Origin of the sequence: Methylobacter psychrophilus, from assembly GCF_025583945.1 — a bacterium.
GTDB lineage: Bacteria > Pseudomonadota > Gammaproteobacteria > Methylococcales > Methylomonadaceae > Methylobacter_C > Methylobacter_C psychrophilus.
This window is the reverse complement of the sequence record NZ_JAOEGU010000028.1, coordinates 1-17,820: the sequence shown is the minus strand read 5'-3', so window position 1 is coordinate 17,820 and position 17,820 is coordinate 1. Positions and strand designations below refer to the sequence as shown.

Sequence of the window (17,820 nt, the reverse complement as noted above, 5' to 3'; positions counted from 1 at the left end):
AAATTTGCTTTCACCGTTTTCAATAAATATCTATTGATCTTGGTAACTCTCAAAAACACGTCATTAATTTTGGCAAAAATTCGCACCTCATTGCCATAAATATAACTTCAAAATACTTACGTCAGAATTTTTTGCGTTGCCTTGAGAATAATAAATTTGGCATTGGCAGCAACCACTGTATGACCGCCAAATAATCGATTAAGATTAACCTGATAATTCAGATGGCGATTGCCGATTATCCATAGCTGCCCACCATTTCTTAATACTTTTTTTGACTGATTAAACATGCTGTTGGCAAGCTGATCACCTATTGTGTTGTGCTGATGAAAAGGTGGATTACAAAGAATAATATCTGCTGAAGCCAATTCGAAATCTTTTAGCCCATCACTGACACGAAATGTCGCATTACGCGTTTGCCCAAAAGCACGATAAAAATTTTCTTTAGCCGATGCCACAGCCATAAAAGATTCATCAACAAAATGCACTGTCGCCGCCGGATTTAGCTCGGCCGCCATTAATCCCAGCAAGCCATTGCCACACCCTAAGTCAATAATATCAACGCTATCCTGTCTTGAAGGCAAATGCTGGAGAAAAAATCGCGTACCGATGTCAAGACTGTCACGCGAAAAGACATTGGCATGATTACTAATTAAATAATCAGATTCTTCAAGTTGATAACAAACCGGATAAGGACTGACAGGAATAATCAAATCAGGATCCGACGCTGCAAAAATAAGTCGTGCCTTCTTTCTTGCCAGTGCCGTTGTGGTAGGCCCCACTAACCGCTCCAGTAACTTCCAAACGGATGATGGCAGTGTTTTTATCATGCCTGCGACAATAATCTGTGTTGAAGGCAGTAAATGCGGATGTAACCGTATCAACTGATCTTCCAGCAAAGCCAGTGTCTTGGGCACTTTAATCAGAACCAAGTCAAACTGTCCTTCTAACGGCTCAAGACTATTGATAAATTTAACACTATGCTCAGGTAAATTATTGGCAAGCAGATTAAGCCGCGTCGCTTCTTGTGACAGATAGGAATCGGATACTGCCTGAGGCTGAAAAGTGCTTAGCGCAACAGCTAATGCTCCAAAGCTATCATTAACTATCAAAATACGGGCGTCGGCTGAAGGTTGTAAATCTTCTGCCAGTATTTTGAGTAAATACTCATCTGCAGCATCCCAGGCACGTAATAGCTCTAAGGGACGTTTTGGAAGTCGATTCAACTCAAACTCGCCCTGAGCAACCGTTAACCGGTTCTCGGTATTAATAGACATTAAAAATATAACTCAGGATTAATTTAAGCGCGTGACATATATTTTCCGCTGTCGGTATTGATTTTAATCAATTCGTCAGTTTCAAGATATTCAGGCACCTGCACTTCAAAGCCGGTAACCAATCGAGCTGTTTTGGTACGTCCTGAAGCTGTCGCACCTTTAATAGCGGGGGCTGTCTCTACAATACCCAATACTACCGAACTGGGTAATTCAATCCCCAGCACGGCATCATCAATTAATAAAGCAACAATCCCTTCCAGTCCTTCAGTCAAATAGTTAATTTGCTCATCCAGTTCCTCGCGGCTCAAGCTATATTGGGTATAATCTTCCATATTCATAAAAATATAATTATCCCCATCTATATAAGAAAACTGCACTTTAGCTCTTATCAGATCACTATCTTTAAAGAAATCATCGCCTTTCAAGGACTCATCCAGTTTTTGTCCGGTTTTGAGATTGGTAAAGCGAATTTTATACAACGTTGACGCCCCTCGCGATGAAGGACTTTTTGCATCAACTTGCTTAACCACGTGCGGTATGCCATTAATTTCTATGATCATCCCCCGCTTTAAATCACTCGCTTTTGCCACAAATCTCTCCAAAAAATCACATAGTTAGCTGTCGATACTGACAGCAATGGTTACTTTAAAACGACAATACTAATCAAGGGTTACAAATAAACCAGACAGCTTATAGAGTCATTATAACGTAGAATGACCCTTTCAAGCGGCTGAAGAAAAGAAACTTATTTGTTCAAACAACGGTTGTAACTATTGCAAAATAAAATCAGAACGATTAAATTTTTTATTAATCTGACACCCGTTAGGGCTTATAATTAGCCCATAATACTTAACTATCTAAAATGAGAAAGTAATGAACGCCAGCTTAAAATTTTTAACTACTATCGCTTTTATTACCTTGGCGGCATGCTCAACTAAAGAGATTAAACAAGATACAGCAACAGCCGATAAAACAGCCCCCATTAAGTCACCAGCAGTATCCAATAAAACTGATCCCATGTCTGGTCAAAATCCACCGATGACTATTATGAAAGGCGACAAGGAATTAAGCCTGGTCAGAATAATGGATGGTGGAATCTGTAAAAATGAGCTGCAAGGTGTAAAAGGTGCATTTCTACTTTATGCTGATCAAAATGACATAACTCGGATTAAACGTGAAAAAGGATCAGCAATATTTACGACTTTCGAAACCAAAATTCAGGATATTGCCGCCGATGTGTTACAGGAAACCATTGAAAAAATGAATCTTTCGGAAGACCCTTTTGCCTTGGGTGCTGATGAAGCACAAGAAAAGCTGACCACCAAATTAACTGCTGATTTTCGTAACGCCGCTGCTACTGCTACTGACAAATTTAAAAAAGAAACAACCCTGACCATTGATATCACTGCATTTCCATCATCTTTTGTTTTTTTTCAGAAAGGTTGCGAAATAACGTCTTCTGATTCAGAAAAAACAGAGCCAGACAGCTCACCCAACATCAAACATTAAGCTATTTAATTTTTTAACCGAATCGCCATCACATCACATTTTGCATAATGCAGGATGCTATTTGCCGTTGATCCCAATAATAAAGCCAAGCCATGACGGCCATGTGAACCGACAACAATTAAATCAACCTGCTCCTGCTCGGCAATGTGAATTATTTCTTGCTTGGGAACTCCCCAAAGTAACCAGCGACTGGCCAAATCAATAGCCAAATAATCACCCAAGTTTGTAAATTTGGCTTTTTCCGCTTCAAGCAAAACATCTGATGATGTTTGCGTTAACGAAATCACCGCGCCATAGTTGGTATCCGGCATGGGAATATTATCCAATACATGAATAATACTCAATTTTGCCTGATACAAAGAGGCCAGAGACTTGGCTTTGTCTGCAACATACCTACCTTGTTCAGAATAATCGACTGCCAGTAAAATATGTTGATAATCACTCATTAACGTGTGCCTTATTTTGATCATTAATTTTTGGGGTGCCGATGCTTAAGTCGACCCGTTTGGGACAATAGAATGCCATAGCTGGAATAATATATTATCCGGATGATAAAATGTAAACTTTAGTTGAATTTGCCTTATTTATTCTGGCCCGTCTTTATAGCAACCTTCACTGCCTTCTTCTTACGTCAATTCAATACCCCTTATGCAACCAGCATTTATTCATTTAAGACTTCATACCGAATTTTCACTGGTAGATGGCATCGTAAAAATAAAACCCCTCATTAAGCGCTTGGCTGAATTAAATATGCCTGCGGTTGGTATTACTGATCACGCCAATTTGTTCTCGCTGGTCAAGTTTTATAAAACGGCTTTGGGTAATGGAATTAAGCCAATAGCGGGCGCTGATGTACTGATTTTTAATACTGAAGAACCTGCCACCCCTTATCGATTAACCTTGCTCGTTAATAATCACACAGGTTATATCACTCTGACCGAATTAATTTCAAAAGCTTATCAGGAAGGTCAGCATCAGGGTGTGCCTATGCTTAGGCAAGAATGGCTGGAAGAAAACCATCAGGGTTTAATTGCCTTATCTGGCGCAATGAGCGGCGATATCGGCAAAGCTCTACTGGCAGAAAACCATGAAGAAGCCAAACGTTTGGCAGAGCAATGGGGTACGTTGTTTAAGCAAAGCTTTTATCTGGAATTAATACGCGTTGGCAAGCCCGATGAAGAGCGTTATATTGCCGCCGCCGTTGAACTGGCATTAGCAACCGATTTACCGGTGGTTGCCACTAATGATGTGCGCTTTATTCATCAAAAAGATTTTGCTGCCCATGAAGTACGGGTTTGTATTAATCAGGGCCGCGTATTGGATGATTCGCGGCGCCCCAAAGATTATACCGACCAACAGTATTTACGTAGCACCGAAGAAATGCAGGTATTATTTGCCGACATCCCTGAAGCTCTGGCAAACACGGTAGAAATTGCCAAACGTTGCAACTTGAAGCTAACTTTGGGCGAAAATTTCCTGCCTGACTTTCCTGTGCCTGAAGGCATGAATCTGGGTGAGTTTATGGCCGAAGAATCGATGAAAGGCCTGGAAGAACGTTTACAGCATTATCCGGCAGTAGGAAAAGGGTCGGATGAAGAAAACCGGCGGGTTTACTATGAGCGTCTGGATTTTGAGTTAAAAATGATTACCCAGATGGGTTTTCCCGGTTATTTTATGATTGTTGCCGACTTTATTCAGTGGGCAAAAAACAATCTTATTCCTGTCGGCCCCGGACGTGGTTCCGGTGCCGGTTCGTTGGTTGCTTATGCTTTGAAGATTACCGACCTTGATCCGATTGAATTCGATCTGCTGTTTGAACGATTTTTAAATCCCGAGCGGGTTTCCATGCCTGACTTTGACGTGGATTTTTGCATGGATCGCCGCGATGAAGTGATTGATTATGTTGCTCGTCATTATGGTAGAGATCATGTCGCACAGATCATTACCTATGGTTCAATGGCAGCCAAAGCGGTCATTCGTGATGTAGGACGGGTATTGGGTTTTGCTTACGGCTTTGTTGATCGCCTGGCCAAACTGATTCCGTTTGAAATCGGCATGACACTAACCAAAGCCTTAAAAGACAGCCCCGAGCTTAAACAGCTTTATGACACCACAGAAGAAGTCAGAACCCTGATTGATATGGCGCTGTCTTTGGAAGGTACAGTAAGAAATGCCGGTAAACATGCTGGTGGTGTAGTCATATCGCCCACCAAGCTGACCAATTTTACGCCACTGTATTGCGATCAGGATGGTAATAATCTCGTTACCCAGTTTGACAAGGATGATGTGGAGGCAGTCGGCCTGGTCAAATTTGACTTTTTAGGCCTGCGCACACTAACCATTATTGATTGGGCATTACAGGATATTAATGCCAAACATAAGTTACTCGGTAAACCGCTGGTTGATATCACCACTATCCCTAGAGATGACCCAGCTTCCTATAAATTATTGACTAACGCCCAAACTACCGCCGTATTCCAGCTGGAATCGCGTGGTATGAAGGAGTTAATTAAAAAACTAAAGCCCGATTGCTTTGACGATATTATCGCACTGGTGGCGCTGTTTCGTCCGGGGCCTTTAGAATCAGGTATGGTCGATGATTACATTAATGTTAAACATGGGGCAAAAGCCGAGTATGCTCACCCCTTGCTGGTACCTATTTTAAAGCCTACCAACGGCGTTATTTTGTATCAGGAACAAGTAATGCAAATCGCCCGTGAATTGGCCCTTTATACACTGGGCGGCGCGGATATGTTGCGTCGGGCCATGGGTAAAAAGAAAGCCGAAGAAATGGCCAAAGAGCGCGAAAAATTTACGACCGGCGCGGTAGAAAATCAAGTCGATGAACCGATAGCCACATATGTTTTCGATTTAATGGAAAAATTTGCCGGCTATGGTTTTAACAAATCCCATTCGGCCGCATACGCACTGGTTGCCTATCAAACCGCCTGGTTAAAAGCGCATTTTCCTGCCGAATTTATGGCCGCAGTATTGTCTGCCGATATGGATAACACCGATAAGGTCGTGGTATTGATAGAAGAATGTCGGCAAATGAAACTGGCTATTCTCCCCCCTACCCTCAACGTATCGACTTATCGCTTTGCCGTGAATGACGACAATCATATTGTTTATGGTTTGGGCGCAATCAAGGGTGTCGGGCAAGCAGCTATTGAAGACATGCTTATAGAGCGCAATACTAATGGCCCGTTTTCAGGCTTGTATGATTTATGTAAACGGGTCGATTTACGAAAATTTAATCGACGGGTATTGGATGCCTTAATACGCGCCGGTGCTTTTGATGAATTTGATGACAATAGAGCCCGGCACTTGGCAGAATTGCCTACTGCCTTAAGAGCTGCCGAGCAACACGGAAAAATGGCACAAACCGGACAAAATGACCTGTTCTCACTGCCCGGCTCTGACTCCGAAACGGAAGATAATGACAATGCTGCCGAGAATACCGACGCTTATGCTGCCATCATTCAACCTTGGTCGGATAAGGAACGCTTGGCAGCAGAAAAACAAACCTTGGGGCTATTTTTAACGGGACATCCCATAGACCAATATGAATCCGAATTAAAAAACTTTACCCATGGAAAAATAGGCACTCTGCAAGTGTCACGCGGCAATGTGGAAGCACGGATTGCCGGTCTGGTGGTAGAAGTACGTAGCCGTCAAACCAAACAAGGAAAAACCATGGGCTTTGCTACCCTGGATGATAAAACGGGGCGACTTGAATGTGCTGTTTTTGGTGAAGTTTATGAAAAATATCGGGGGATTTTTACGCGCGATAACTTGCTGATTGCCGAAGGATCTTTAGGGATTGATAATTTTTCCGGTGGCCTGCGCTTAATGGTGGAAAAGCTATACGATATGGATCAGGCAAGAGAGAATTTTTCCCGAGGCATTAAACTAATCTGGAATGCCGCCGAAAATAAACCGGAAGAGGATCGTTATATAGAAAAACTGAGTGAAGCACTTGCGCCTTTTAAGGGCGGCAGTTGCCCTATCAGTATCAACTATACGTCACAGCATGCACAAGCCGCTGTTCAACTCGGGGATGAATGGCGAATCCATCCAACGGATGAACTGATTTCGCGCTTGAAATCCTTATTCGGCTCAACAGCGGTAGAAGTGAGATATCGATAAAGCCAGATGCCATTTAAAAAGCTTTCCTGGTTACCTGCCACCAATCTCCCGCTTGCAAATATAGCTAAGCAAACCGGAATAAAACCACCTGAACATAGGATGCGGATACTTTTCCGGCTTACATGGATTTACTACAGCCTATATGGATGTATTACACAGGATAAAACCTTAATAAAGATGTAACTAAATTTTCTTGTTACGCAGGTATTGTATTTTGAGTAAATAAACTGATGTTATTTGCTCATCATCCAATCCATTTCAGTACTAAGGAATTAAATATCTATGAAAGCTTTAAAATTAACTCTAATCGCTGCGGCAGTGGCATCTTTAGTGTCGCCACTAGCGGCACAAGCGGCAAGCGAATTTGACAACTTTACGCCTATGACCGGCAATACTACTCCTGTCAATCCGGGATCGGCCACGCCTTATAAATTATCTTCACCCAACTTCAGCCAAGAGACAATTTCTGATCGCGGCACACAGAACACTTTGGTACCCGGCTCTTATTCCGGCAACCCGGATATGATCACAGCCAATGAAACAGGTGTAGATGCCGGTCGTTACTTGTTCATGCCTTTCGAGACTGGCTCAGCCGGCGTGATACGTATCGACCTTCAAGATACCAACTACAATACCCGCACCACAACCATCGTTGCTCCAGGCACCCAAGGCTTTGTAGCTGGTGATGCTTCTTGGTGGGCTCCTTGGGGCAGCTATCTGACTGGCGAAGAAAGCTGGGGAGCAGGTAGCACAAAAGGCCGTTTGTTTGAAGTTACCAATCCAACCACAGCAACTGCTAACACTGGAAACTTTGTGCAACAAAGCATCATTCCACGTGTATCCCATGAAGGTCTGGCTTTCGATAATAACAATAATCTCTATTTCGTCGACGAGTTAAACGGCGGCAGTATTTACAAATATACTTCAGCCAATCCTTTAGCGCTTAACGGTAGTGATTTCTTCAGTGCCGGTCAGACTTTCGCGATGAAAGTACAAGCAGGCGGTCAGTTCGAAGGAACCAGTGGCGCAGCAATTACAGGTCTTGCAACTTGGGAAGCTATCACCAACACAACTGGCGGCGCTTTGGCCGGTATTTCTACAGTACTGGCTGATGGCACCATAGACGGTCGCGTATCTGCTGACAATGCCGCTGTTAAAGGTACCGGCTTCAACCGTCCGGAAGATCTGGAAATTCAAGATCTGGGTGACGGCAACCAGTTCCTGTACTTTGCTACTACTGACTCCGACAACGACGCCAACAGCGCCAATGGCCGTGGCCGTGTTTATTCGTTCAATCTGGCCAGCAGTGAAGTCAAGTTATTTGCGGACAGCAATACTATTGATGCAGCAACCGGTCTGAAAGTTGGCGGTGAATTCAAAAACCCCGACAACCTGGCGATTGATGCCGAAGGCAATATGTATATTGTCGAAGATCAGAATGGTGGTGTTGAGGATGTCTGGTTTGCAATGGATGCCAACCGTGATGGCGTGGCTGAATCAGTCTCTAAGTGGGTTAGCTTGACAACGCAAGGCGCTGAAAGCACAGGCTTATACTTTGACAAGTTTGACACAACCAAAGCTTATATCAACGTACAGCATCCAGATGACGGCATAGATCGTACCATCATGCTGACTGCACCGGCAGCAGTTCCTGTACCTGGCGCTGTTTGGTTGTTCAGTTCTGTGCTGATGGGCTTTCTGGGATTTTCACGTCGCAATAAAAAAGCCTAAGTTCATAATGGCTTAAAATCCTGCAATTGCGATAATATTAAAAAGCGGCGGCAAGATTACCTTGCCACCGCTTTTTTTTCATTTTTTAGCTTATGCTCCAAGTGCGAATACGGGTAAAGGCGATTAACAAGCTTTCATTTACCATGAAGAAATCTTCGTATATTCATGGTAAACCCCAAAATCCGGACAGTCGATTAAGTAGGTGTCTTCCATAAAAAGGCTGGCAGAAATAAGTGGCAAGCAACACAAAATTTTGACGGTAGCACAAAAATATAACGTACATTAGAAGCCATGAAAAAGTAGAAAATGATAACTGAGACTTCTCAAGAGTCTGGTGTTCATACTACCCTTGTAGATTGTGGAAGAAGGCCTTATTAGAAAATGCCAGCAACTGTTTGAGGTAAAACAAGGAGCCAAGCCTGTTAAGTGTAACGGAGTCGAATCAGGGTTAATCAAAGCCTAAATGGAATGATTATATCGAGGGGATTTTTTGCTATTTAATTTATGCTTTTGCCGGGAAGTAAATAAGACGCCAGTCTTGGGACGCATACTGCGTGTCCCAAGACTGGTGTTTATTATTCTGTTGGAGTGTCTTGCTTTGGTTCTACTGCTTTTGGTGCGGATTCAGTCACAGCTTGTTTCGGCTCCGAAGTATCCACAGCAGGTGCCTTAGGTTCAGGGCGCTCTGCTTTTTCTTGTCTTTCAGCAAAATCACTGTTGTAAGAACGAGGTTTTGTCGGACGCACGTCATCTTGTGCTATCGTTGTAGCTTCGCCGTTATTACCACCGTTTGACTCGCCGTCTTCATCCGTTTTTTTGTAATTTGGATTGCGTGGTCTTCTGCGATTTGGACCTCTTCTACTGGTACTTTTTTTGGCAGCTTGCCGGGTTTGCTCGTCAGTCGATACAGAGATTTCCGCTGATGATGTTGCCTCGGTAACTGACACTTCATTAGCCACTACAGGCTCGCTTTTAATCAACGCAACAGATTCATCACCAGTATTGGTAACCGGCGCAAGATTACGCCTTACATTACGACCAGGCCCCCTAATATTACGATTAGGCTTGGGTTCCCTGTTTTCTTTGTTTTCCCGAGTGTCTTTACCGGGTTCAGGCTTCGCCTCTTGCTCTTGTGAGGGGCGATTAGGCCTTGGTTCCGTAGATTTTTGCCCCTGACTTCTACCGCGCCTGTTATTTCGGCCTCTGCTTGGCTGACTTTCATCAGCTGATCTGGCTCTTTCAACAACCGGAGCAGGCGCTGGAGCGGCTATTATTTCAGGTTCTGCACCCAAACTAACCAACTTATCCCAGAAGCGTTTAATCAGACTGGCCGCCTCATTTTTCACTTGCACAGGTGCCGGTGAATCATGCATAAATTCCTTGATTGCCGCTTTTTCAGCTCTTGGCTTAATTTGCTGGGCAAAATCCGGAATAGTGATGTCTTCGGCTTTTATTTGTAAATAACTGGGCTTGTCATCAACTGATTCTTTTTCCTTGATACGCTCAATGTCATAAGCAGGCGTTTCAAGATGTTTACTCGGCAAAATAATAATGCCAACTTTCAGCCGGGTTTCAATTTGTTCAATGGCATGACGCTTTTCGTTTAACAAAAATGTTGCACATTCAATAGGCAAATGGGCAATCACTTTTTCTGTACCTTTCTTCATGGCTTCTTCTTCAAGAATCCTTAATACCGAAAGTGCAACCGATTCAACATTACGAATAGTGCCTTGGCCCTTACAACGTGGACAGGGTAATTGCGTAGAATCGCCCAGTGATGGACGCATTCTTTGTCTGGACATTTCCAACAAACCAAAACGTGAAATACGACTGGTTTGAATACGTGCCCTATCAATTTTAAGCGCATCACGAAGATGATTTTCGACAGATCGTTGGTTTTTGTTGGAAAGCATATCGATAAAGTCGATAACAAACAAACCACCCAAATCGCGCAACCTCAGTTGACGGGCAATTTCATCGCACGCTTCCAGGTTGGTATTCAGCGCAGTTTCTTCAATGTCACTGCCTTTAGTGGCGCGGGCAGAGTTGATATCAACAGACGTTAAGGCTTCGGTATGATCGATAACCAGTGAACCACCGGAAGGCAATGACACTTCGCGGCAATAAGCCACTTCAATTTGAGATTCAATCTGATAACGGCTAAATAAAGGTACCGCATCTTGATACAATTTCGCTTTCGGTAAAAAATGCGGCATAACTTCTTTAAGGAAGTCTTGTACCAATTTAAACGACTCTTCATTATCAATCAGAATTTCATCAATATTGCCACGTAAATGGTCACGCAGGGCTCTGATGATAACGTTGCTTTCCTGAAATACCAGAAAAGGCGCTTTTTGTTCACCGGAGGAACGCTCAATGGCTTCCCACAGTTGCAGCAGATAATTTAAATCCCATTGCAGCTCTTCAGCATTCTTTCCACAGCCGGCTGTTCTTACGATCAGCCCCATGGTATCAGGAATCTCCAGCGTCGCCATCACTTCACGCAAATCACTGCGTGTCTCGCCTTCTATGCGCCTTGATATTCCACCAGCTTTGGGATTATTCGGCATTAATACCAAATAAGTACCGGCCAGACTGATATAGGTCGTTAAAGCAGCGCCTTTATTACCCCGTTCTTCTTTTTCAATTTGAACGATAATTTCCTGACCTTCTTTGATCAGATCTTTTATCGCCGGACGGCGACCTTCTTCGGCACCTTCCTGAGCATGTCGGTAGAGTGGTGAAATTTCCTTAAAAGGTAAAAAACCATGTTTTTCAGCGCCATAATTAATAAAGGCGGCTTCCAGACTCGGTTCTACGCGGGTAATAATGCCTTTGTATATGTTGGATTTTTTTTGTTCTTTTGAAGGGATTTCTATGTCAAAATCGTAAAGTTTTTGACCGTCTACCAAAGCGACTCGCAGTTCTTCAGCTTGCGTAGCGTTGATAAGCATTCTTTTCATTCATTTATCCTTGTAGTGTCCTGCTCCATTGTCAGAGTTTACTCAATTAGACTGGTTTTGGTCATCGCATCATTGTGTGTCGATACAAACATAAAGCTCTATGTCAAAAAAACCATCAGCTTCGTTTTTACGATCTTATGTTCCGTCATCTGCGCAATTTTGTCATTATTTTAGACTTAACAACCAGGTGAAGTCTTATAGGGCGCGGAGAGATGCCAAGTTAATATTTAGTTCAGTCTTTGGTGGTAAATTCTGTTTTAAACAGGTATTAAAAAAATCGTGCGTCTAGGGTCGAACGATGAACCCGAAAATCGTATAATAGAAAGCTAATTACATAAATTTGTTGTATTAGCCTTTATTAAGTTGCTCCAGAGTGGATTCTTTAATTGAAATCCGCAGAGCATTTAAGTATGTTTTTTTATGAAAACCCGCCTAATATAACAACCTTATTGTCCCACATCAATTTTAAAGAATCAATTTACCCCAGATACTGGTATTATTTGCCTAATGAGTATAGAAGAAAACACCTTACCCCATGTTGTATATGTCGAAATTACTGAAGATAACTGTGATCAGCGCCTCGACAACTTTTTAATTGCCCGCTTGAAAGGCGTACCTAAAAGCCGCATTTACCGCATTGTCAGAAAAGGTGAAGTCAGAGTCAACAAAGGCCGTGTTGATGTCAAATACCGCCTGGCTGCCGGTGATATTGTCAGAATTCCGCCCATCAGGGTTGCTGAACGTAGCGAAGAACTTTATGTTCCTCAGGGCTTGCAAGCGGCGCTGCAAGAAGGTATTTTATTTGAAGATGACGGCTTCATCGTCATCAATAAACCGGCTGGTTTTGCCGTGCATGGCGGTACCGGCGTCAGCTCCGGCATTATCGAAGGGCTCCGTCTCATCAGACCCGAAGCACGCTTTTTGGAACTGGTGCACCGTCTTGATAAAGATACCTCCGGTTGTCTGTTAATCGCCAAAAAACGCAGCGCCTTACGTAAACTACAAGAGTTTTTTCGCAACAGCGAAGTTAAAAAGACTTATCAGGCCTTATTATCCGGTCAATGGGGCAGAAAAAAACTGATAGTCACTGCGCCCTTGTTAAAAAATGTCAGTAAAGGCGGTGAGCGCATAGTCGTCATCAGTCCTTCCGGAAAATCCGCTGAAACATTATTTACCCGCTTAAAGACCTTTCGTCATGCAACACTGGTAGAAGCCTCGCCAAAAACCGGACGCACCCATCAGATACGGGTTCATGCTGCCAGTCTAGGTCATCCGATTGTTGGCGATGATCGTTATGGTGTCGATGAAGTTAACAAAACTTTTAAAAACAAAGGTTATAAACGCATGTTCCTTCATGCAGAAACATTAAAATTTCCGCACCCGGTTACCGGAATCTCCATGAGTATTTCAGCCCCCTTACCTGCTCATCTGGCAAATTTATTACAACATGAAGAACAAGTTTGATTTAATTATCTTTGATTGGGATGGTACGCTGGTCAATTCGATAGACTGGATTACGATCTGTCTGCAACAGGCCGCCGAACAATGCGGCATTGCCAGACCTGAAGATCAGGCGGCAAAAAATGTTATTGGCTTAAGTCTTAACCAAGCCATGCAGAATCTGTTTCCCGGCATTAAACCTGATACCCAGGCACAACTGGTTGCCAATTATAGCCGGCACTATAATTCCAAACCAATCAGCCCGGATGATTTATTTCCGGGCGTTTATGATATGTTGGTGCAACTCAAACAATCCGGCTATCAACTGGCGGTTGCTACCGGTAAAAGCCGCGCCGGTCTCCAAAAAGCATTACAAGGGACAGGCACGGAAGCGCTGTTTTGTGTGACCCGCTGCGCGGATGAAACCGCCTCCAAACCCGACCCAAGAATGCTCCACGAAATTCTTCAGCATACCAATACCGCCAAAGAACGCTCATTAATGGTGGGCGACTCCGTACATGACTTGCAAATGGCGCTCAATGCCCCTATGTCTGCAATTGGTGTGTCCTGTGGTGCAAACTCGGCAGAACTTTTGCAACAATATAATCCGTTACTGTGTTTGCAACAGTCAACTGAATTACTGAACATTATTTAAGGTTACAAGTGTATGGAAAATCAACAAGACAATTCAAATAAAACAGACGCTACCGAAATAGCCGGCTGGGAGCGCGACATCTTAAGCAAACTGGCTTTAGCTGCCGTTACAGAACAAACCAGAGCCAGACGATGGAGTGTATTTTTTAAATCATTAATATTTATTTACTTGTTTGCCGTCTTTGGCATGGCGATTTATCCAAAGCTAAAAATGGATATCGGCGTTGACAGTAAATATCATACTGCGTTAATTGATGTGGTGGGCGTTATAGCCGATGGTAAAGAGGCCAATGCCACCGATATTATTGAAAGCTTAAGAGATGCCGTAAAGGATAAAGGTACTAAGGGGATTATCCTGCATTCCAATTCACCGGGTGGCAGCCCTGTGCAATCAGCTTATGTTTATGAAGAAATCAGAAACATAAAAAAAGCCCATCCCGAATTACCTATTTATGCGGTCGTTAGCGATATGTGCGCCTCCGGTTGTTATTATATTGCCTCTGCCAGCGACAAGATTTTTGTCAATCCATCCAGTCTTATTGGTTCAATAGGTGTCTTGATGGATGGCTTTGGTTTTGTCGATATTATGCAAAAAATGGGCGTAGAACGCAGACTATTAACTGCCGGTGCCCATAAAGCCATGCTGGACCCTTTTTCGGCCGCTAAAGCCGATGAAACCAAATATATGCAGGGCTTGTTGGATCAAGTCCACCAACAGTTTATTAGTGCGGTTAAAGCCGGACGTGGTGACCGCTTGCAAGAAACACCGGATATGTTTTCAGGCCTGGTTTGGACCGGTGAAGCCGGCGTTAAACTGGGTATTGCTGACGGCTTTGGTAATGATGATTACGTCGCCAAAGATATTATTGGCGCCGAGAAACTGGTTGATTTTACCCAGCAAGGCAGTTTTCTGGATAAAATGACCGGCAAACTGGGAACCTCTTTCGGTCAGGCTATTGGTAGCCTGCTGCAAGGCCCGTCAATACGCTAAATAAAAGCTGACCTGCCAGTTAAAGCACGATGATATTACAGATACCATCCCTTCAAGGGATGGTATCTGTATCAACTTACCGCGACATGGATTGGAAGTTTACTTTCTGAAAGTCTACAGGTATTTACTGCGAGTGACCTTATTACTCGCTTGCTCTGTAAAAAAAGCGTAAGGTAATTGTTTCTGTAACTTAAGCGAAACTTTATTTATGAGTAATACATCACCATACGATGCCATGTTTTCCAGCATCATCGGACAAGATTATGACATGCTCCAGTTGCTATCCCCGGCAGCAACTGAAATGAGCCGTTTAGTAGGCAGTACCGTCAATGCTTGTCCCACAACTACGGAACCGTTACAGATAGTTGAATTGGGCGGCGGCACCGGCGTTACCACACTGGCCTTATTAACCGCCAATGAAACCCTGCAAGTATTCAGCATTGATAATGAACCAGTCATGCAACAGCAGGCAAAACAGCGCTTACAACACTGGGTAGATCAGGAACGTTTAACTTTTTGCGCTGATGATGCCTTGACCGCATTACAACAATTAGCCAGCGACAGCGTCGATATCATCGCTTCGGCTTATACCCTGCACAACTTTCTTAACAATTATCGCGAGCAAGTCCTTAAAGAAGTTTTTCGCGTACTAAAACCCAACGGGAAATTCATCAACGCTGACCGTTATGGTTTGAATGATATCAGTCAACATACCCTTATTGTTCAGGAAGAGGTGAAGCACTATTTTAAAGTGCTTGCCCCACTCAACCGCCCGGATTTACTGGAGCAGTGGATCGTGCATTTATTCAGTGATGAATCAGAAAATCATGTCATGCGTGAAGCCGTTGCCCTTCAGCAATTGCAGGACTGTGGTTTTGCCTCAATCACTGTCAGTGATCGCAATGCCATCAATGCCTTGGTGACCGCTAAAAAGCCCCCCAGCGAAAACAGTCCGGCATAACCGTTTAAAAAACAGCTCCAGCCAATAAACATCGCTCCCCGTTACCCGCTTCCCCCCTTTAAAACCATAGGTATCTACACAAGTCCTACGGCTCCTTCTCCAAAGGGAGAAGGTTGGGATGAGGGAAATGTAACTGCTTGATTTTACTCTCCTCGGCAATTGCTCCTGCATTGCTCTACCTCCTGCATCCGTGCAGTCGTCACCCCAGCCCTCTCCAACAAGAGAGGGAGCTTGGCGCTTCTGCAAGTCATTGTTTTTATTATGAGGAAAAGTTGTGTAGATAGCTATGCTTTAAAACCCGATGATTTTACAGATACCATACCTTGAAGGGATGTTATCTGTGCCGTTTTTATATGGGTAAGTGTTTATTTTTGTCCATGAAAAACACGAAATAAAAGTCATGTAGCCATGTCGGGTTACGGCTAGCGCCTAACCCGACCTACGGTACTACCCTACAATTTATACGCAATACGGCCGTATAAAATTATGTTCACAAGAATTAACCTGATAAATTCAATGGAATAATGCGCCTAATTTAATTACTTAAATTTACTAAATTCCTTGTAAGTCAAGAATAATCCTACAAGTAATAGCACGAAAGCGATAATGCCTACAAAAAAGATAAGGCCCATAACTATCTCCTCCCCATTAACGCACAAAGCTTAAAATAGATTCCAAAGCAGAAAATCGATGGAATCCAAATTGCTGTAAATATTGCCTGCTCGGCATCTTTCACGATAAACCACAAATACGCGGAAACAAAAAACGATATCATCACAGCTAAAAGTATAAAATAATCTGATTTATTGAACATGCTAATTCTCCTAATTTTCTAATAATCAAAATAGTCCAAAATGCCATAACCAATGGCGCTCACTAAACAACCGCCAATGGCTACCATCGCAATGATCCGTATGCCCGATGAGAGCCCCAATGCAAATGTCTCTAATGGAAATAATCCAATGGCCCCACAAATTAAGGCTATACATCCTATTATTGCCAGTGAATTGCCGACGTTTATCAGTAACCGGCAGTAAAATTGTTTTGAAGTATTCACTCGAAATCCTGTGATTCAGTTATCGACTATTCCAATCGAAGCTTTTAAAAAAATACCAATAAAATCGTTTATCTGTTCCATTAGTCATCAAAATTTCAGAAATTAATACATTATTTACAGCACAATATAAAAACTGACTTTTAAGTTACTCTTTCGAGTTTATAATATTTCTACCAAAGCAAATTTTAAATTGGCTTAACTCTGGCGCTGTCACTACAATTATTTACAACCCTTAAGAAATAGCACTAAGGATGTCAACTTCAATGTTTCATCATTCGTTAACGATAAGCTTTTTTATTGTGGATCCTTGTTATTCAATACACCTCTGTTTGATTAAATTAAAATTTGCAGCATGCTACTTCTCACCGTCTCTATTTCCTCCTTCGAAACAGACAGCACTTACTATATTTTCCAAATCATTTCTAATTAAAACTATTTTTCCAAACACAACATAACTCTGAATGGGGCTTTGTCAACGAAATTAATGATTTTCAAAATCAAACCGGAAATTTCTCCCCATTTGATTAAAAAGCCATGTAAGTCAGGTTAGGCGATAGCGATGCCGGACCGACACATTAACGCAAAATGTCGGATTACACCCTCTAGGGCACAAACGCTATCGCTAACCCGCGACTCAAAACCAAATAGCCGAGTTAGTACAGCAAAGTTTCGCGCTCAAAGCTGAAAGTGAACGCTTATTAGCTACTGCCAAACGCGCGGTAGAAATCGCCATTGAAACCGATGAACAAACAGCGATGGCCTACATTCTCCTGAGCATTTGTTTGTTGATAACGCAGCTTATTTTATAACCAGCTTAATTTACCAAAAACGGCTTTTATTAAAACCGGAACCAATAAAGCATCATTTACTGGCTACGATTAAAGTTTGTTTTCATGAAAAAAACTGGCAGTTGGATCATTGGGTTATTTTACACAACCATTACCATCTATTAGCAACCAGCCATGTAGATACTCTGTTCAAAGTCAAAGGTATTTCGTTCATTTTTAACTATTCGACTGATTCTGAAATTTTATAAAAACGTGTATTATCGAAAGGTTCGTCATTTTTCAACATACCATGGATAGCATGAA

At 42.8% G+C, this 17,820-nt stretch carries 12 protein-coding genes; 8 read left to right on the top strand and 4 right to left on the bottom strand.

The features are described 5' to 3' along the window. Positions 1-116: 116 nt before the first annotated feature. Both N7974_RS13225 and efpL read right to left on the bottom strand, forming a co-directional pair. Entirely contained in the window at positions 117-1,274 is a 1,158-nt protein-coding gene (locus tag N7974_RS13225) for a methyltransferase (RefSeq protein ID WP_262966075.1), read from the bottom strand. Between the two features lie 23 nt (positions 1,275-1,297). Continuing rightward, entirely contained in the window at positions 1,298-1,864 is a 567-nt protein-coding gene (gene efpL, locus N7974_RS13220) for an elongation factor P-like protein EfpL (protein WP_262966074.1), read from the bottom strand. Positions 1,865-2,147: 283 nt separating this feature from the next. On the opposite strand from efpL, the gene N7974_RS13215 reads away from it, so the two are divergent. Next, positions 2,148-2,783 carry a hypothetical protein gene (locus N7974_RS13215; RefSeq protein ID WP_262966073.1) on the top strand — a complete coding sequence of 212 codons (636 nt, stop codon included), beginning with the start codon at positions 2,148-2,150 and terminating at the stop codon, positions 2,781-2,783. 5 nt (positions 2,784-2,788) lie between these two features. Here the strand turns inward: N7974_RS13215 and N7974_RS13210 are convergent, their stop codons facing one another. Next, positions 2,789-3,229, bottom strand: coding sequence for a universal stress protein (locus N7974_RS13210; RefSeq protein WP_262966072.1), 441 nt, complete (start codon positions 3,227-3,229; stop codon positions 2,789-2,791). A gap of 202 nt (positions 3,230-3,431) precedes the next feature. Here N7974_RS13210 and dnaE point away from each other — a divergent pair, with 202 nt between their 5' ends. Then, a complete protein-coding gene (gene dnaE / locus N7974_RS13205; RefSeq protein ID WP_262966071.1) occupies positions 3,432-6,932 on the top strand; it encodes a DNA polymerase III subunit alpha in 3,501 nt (1,166 codons plus the stop codon). A 282-nt stretch (positions 6,933-7,214) separates the two neighbouring features. Further along, a complete protein-coding gene (locus tag N7974_RS13200; protein ID WP_262966070.1) occupies positions 7,215-8,663 on the top strand; it encodes an alkaline phosphatase PhoX in 1,449 nt (482 codons plus the stop codon). A 575-nt stretch (positions 8,664-9,238) separates the two neighbouring features. Here the strand turns inward: N7974_RS13200 and N7974_RS13195 are convergent. Further along, positions 9,239-11,626 (bottom strand): Rne/Rng family ribonuclease, encoded by a 2,388-nt coding sequence (locus N7974_RS13195; protein WP_262966069.1) that lies wholly within the window; start codon positions 11,624-11,626, stop codon positions 9,239-9,241. Between the two features lie 507 nt (positions 11,627-12,133). On the opposite strand from N7974_RS13195, the gene rluC reads away from it, so the two are divergent. From rluC to N7974_RS13170, 5 genes are all read left to right on the top strand, one after another. Next, the gene (rluC, locus tag N7974_RS13190; RefSeq protein ID WP_262966068.1) at positions 12,134-13,090 is read left to right on the top strand and encodes a 23S rRNA pseudouridine(955/2504/2580) synthase RluC; all 957 of its coding nucleotides are present in this window, start codon (positions 12,134-12,136) and stop codon (positions 13,088-13,090) included. Beyond that, the gene (locus N7974_RS13185) at positions 13,074-13,721 is read left to right on the top strand and encodes an HAD family hydrolase (protein WP_262966067.1); all 648 of its coding nucleotides are present in this window, start codon (positions 13,074-13,076) and stop codon (positions 13,719-13,721) included. The genes rluC and N7974_RS13185 overlap by 17 nt, the downstream gene beginning before the upstream one ends. A 12-nt stretch (positions 13,722-13,733) precedes the next feature. Further along, complete coding sequence (locus N7974_RS13180; RefSeq protein ID WP_262966066.1) at positions 13,734-14,711, top strand: S49 family peptidase; 978 nt, start codon at positions 13,734-13,736, stop codon at positions 14,709-14,711. 208 nt (positions 14,712-14,919) lie between these two features. Further along, complete coding sequence (locus tag N7974_RS13175) at positions 14,920-15,672, top strand: class I SAM-dependent methyltransferase (RefSeq protein ID WP_262966065.1); 753 nt, start codon at positions 14,920-14,922, stop codon at positions 15,670-15,672. A gap of 866 nt (positions 15,673-16,538) precedes the next feature. Next, positions 16,539-16,709: a hypothetical protein gene (locus tag N7974_RS13170; RefSeq protein WP_262966064.1), complete on the top strand. Its 171-nt coding sequence runs from the start codon at positions 16,539-16,541 to the stop codon at positions 16,707-16,709. The last annotated feature ends 1,111 nt before the right edge of the window (positions 16,710-17,820 follow it).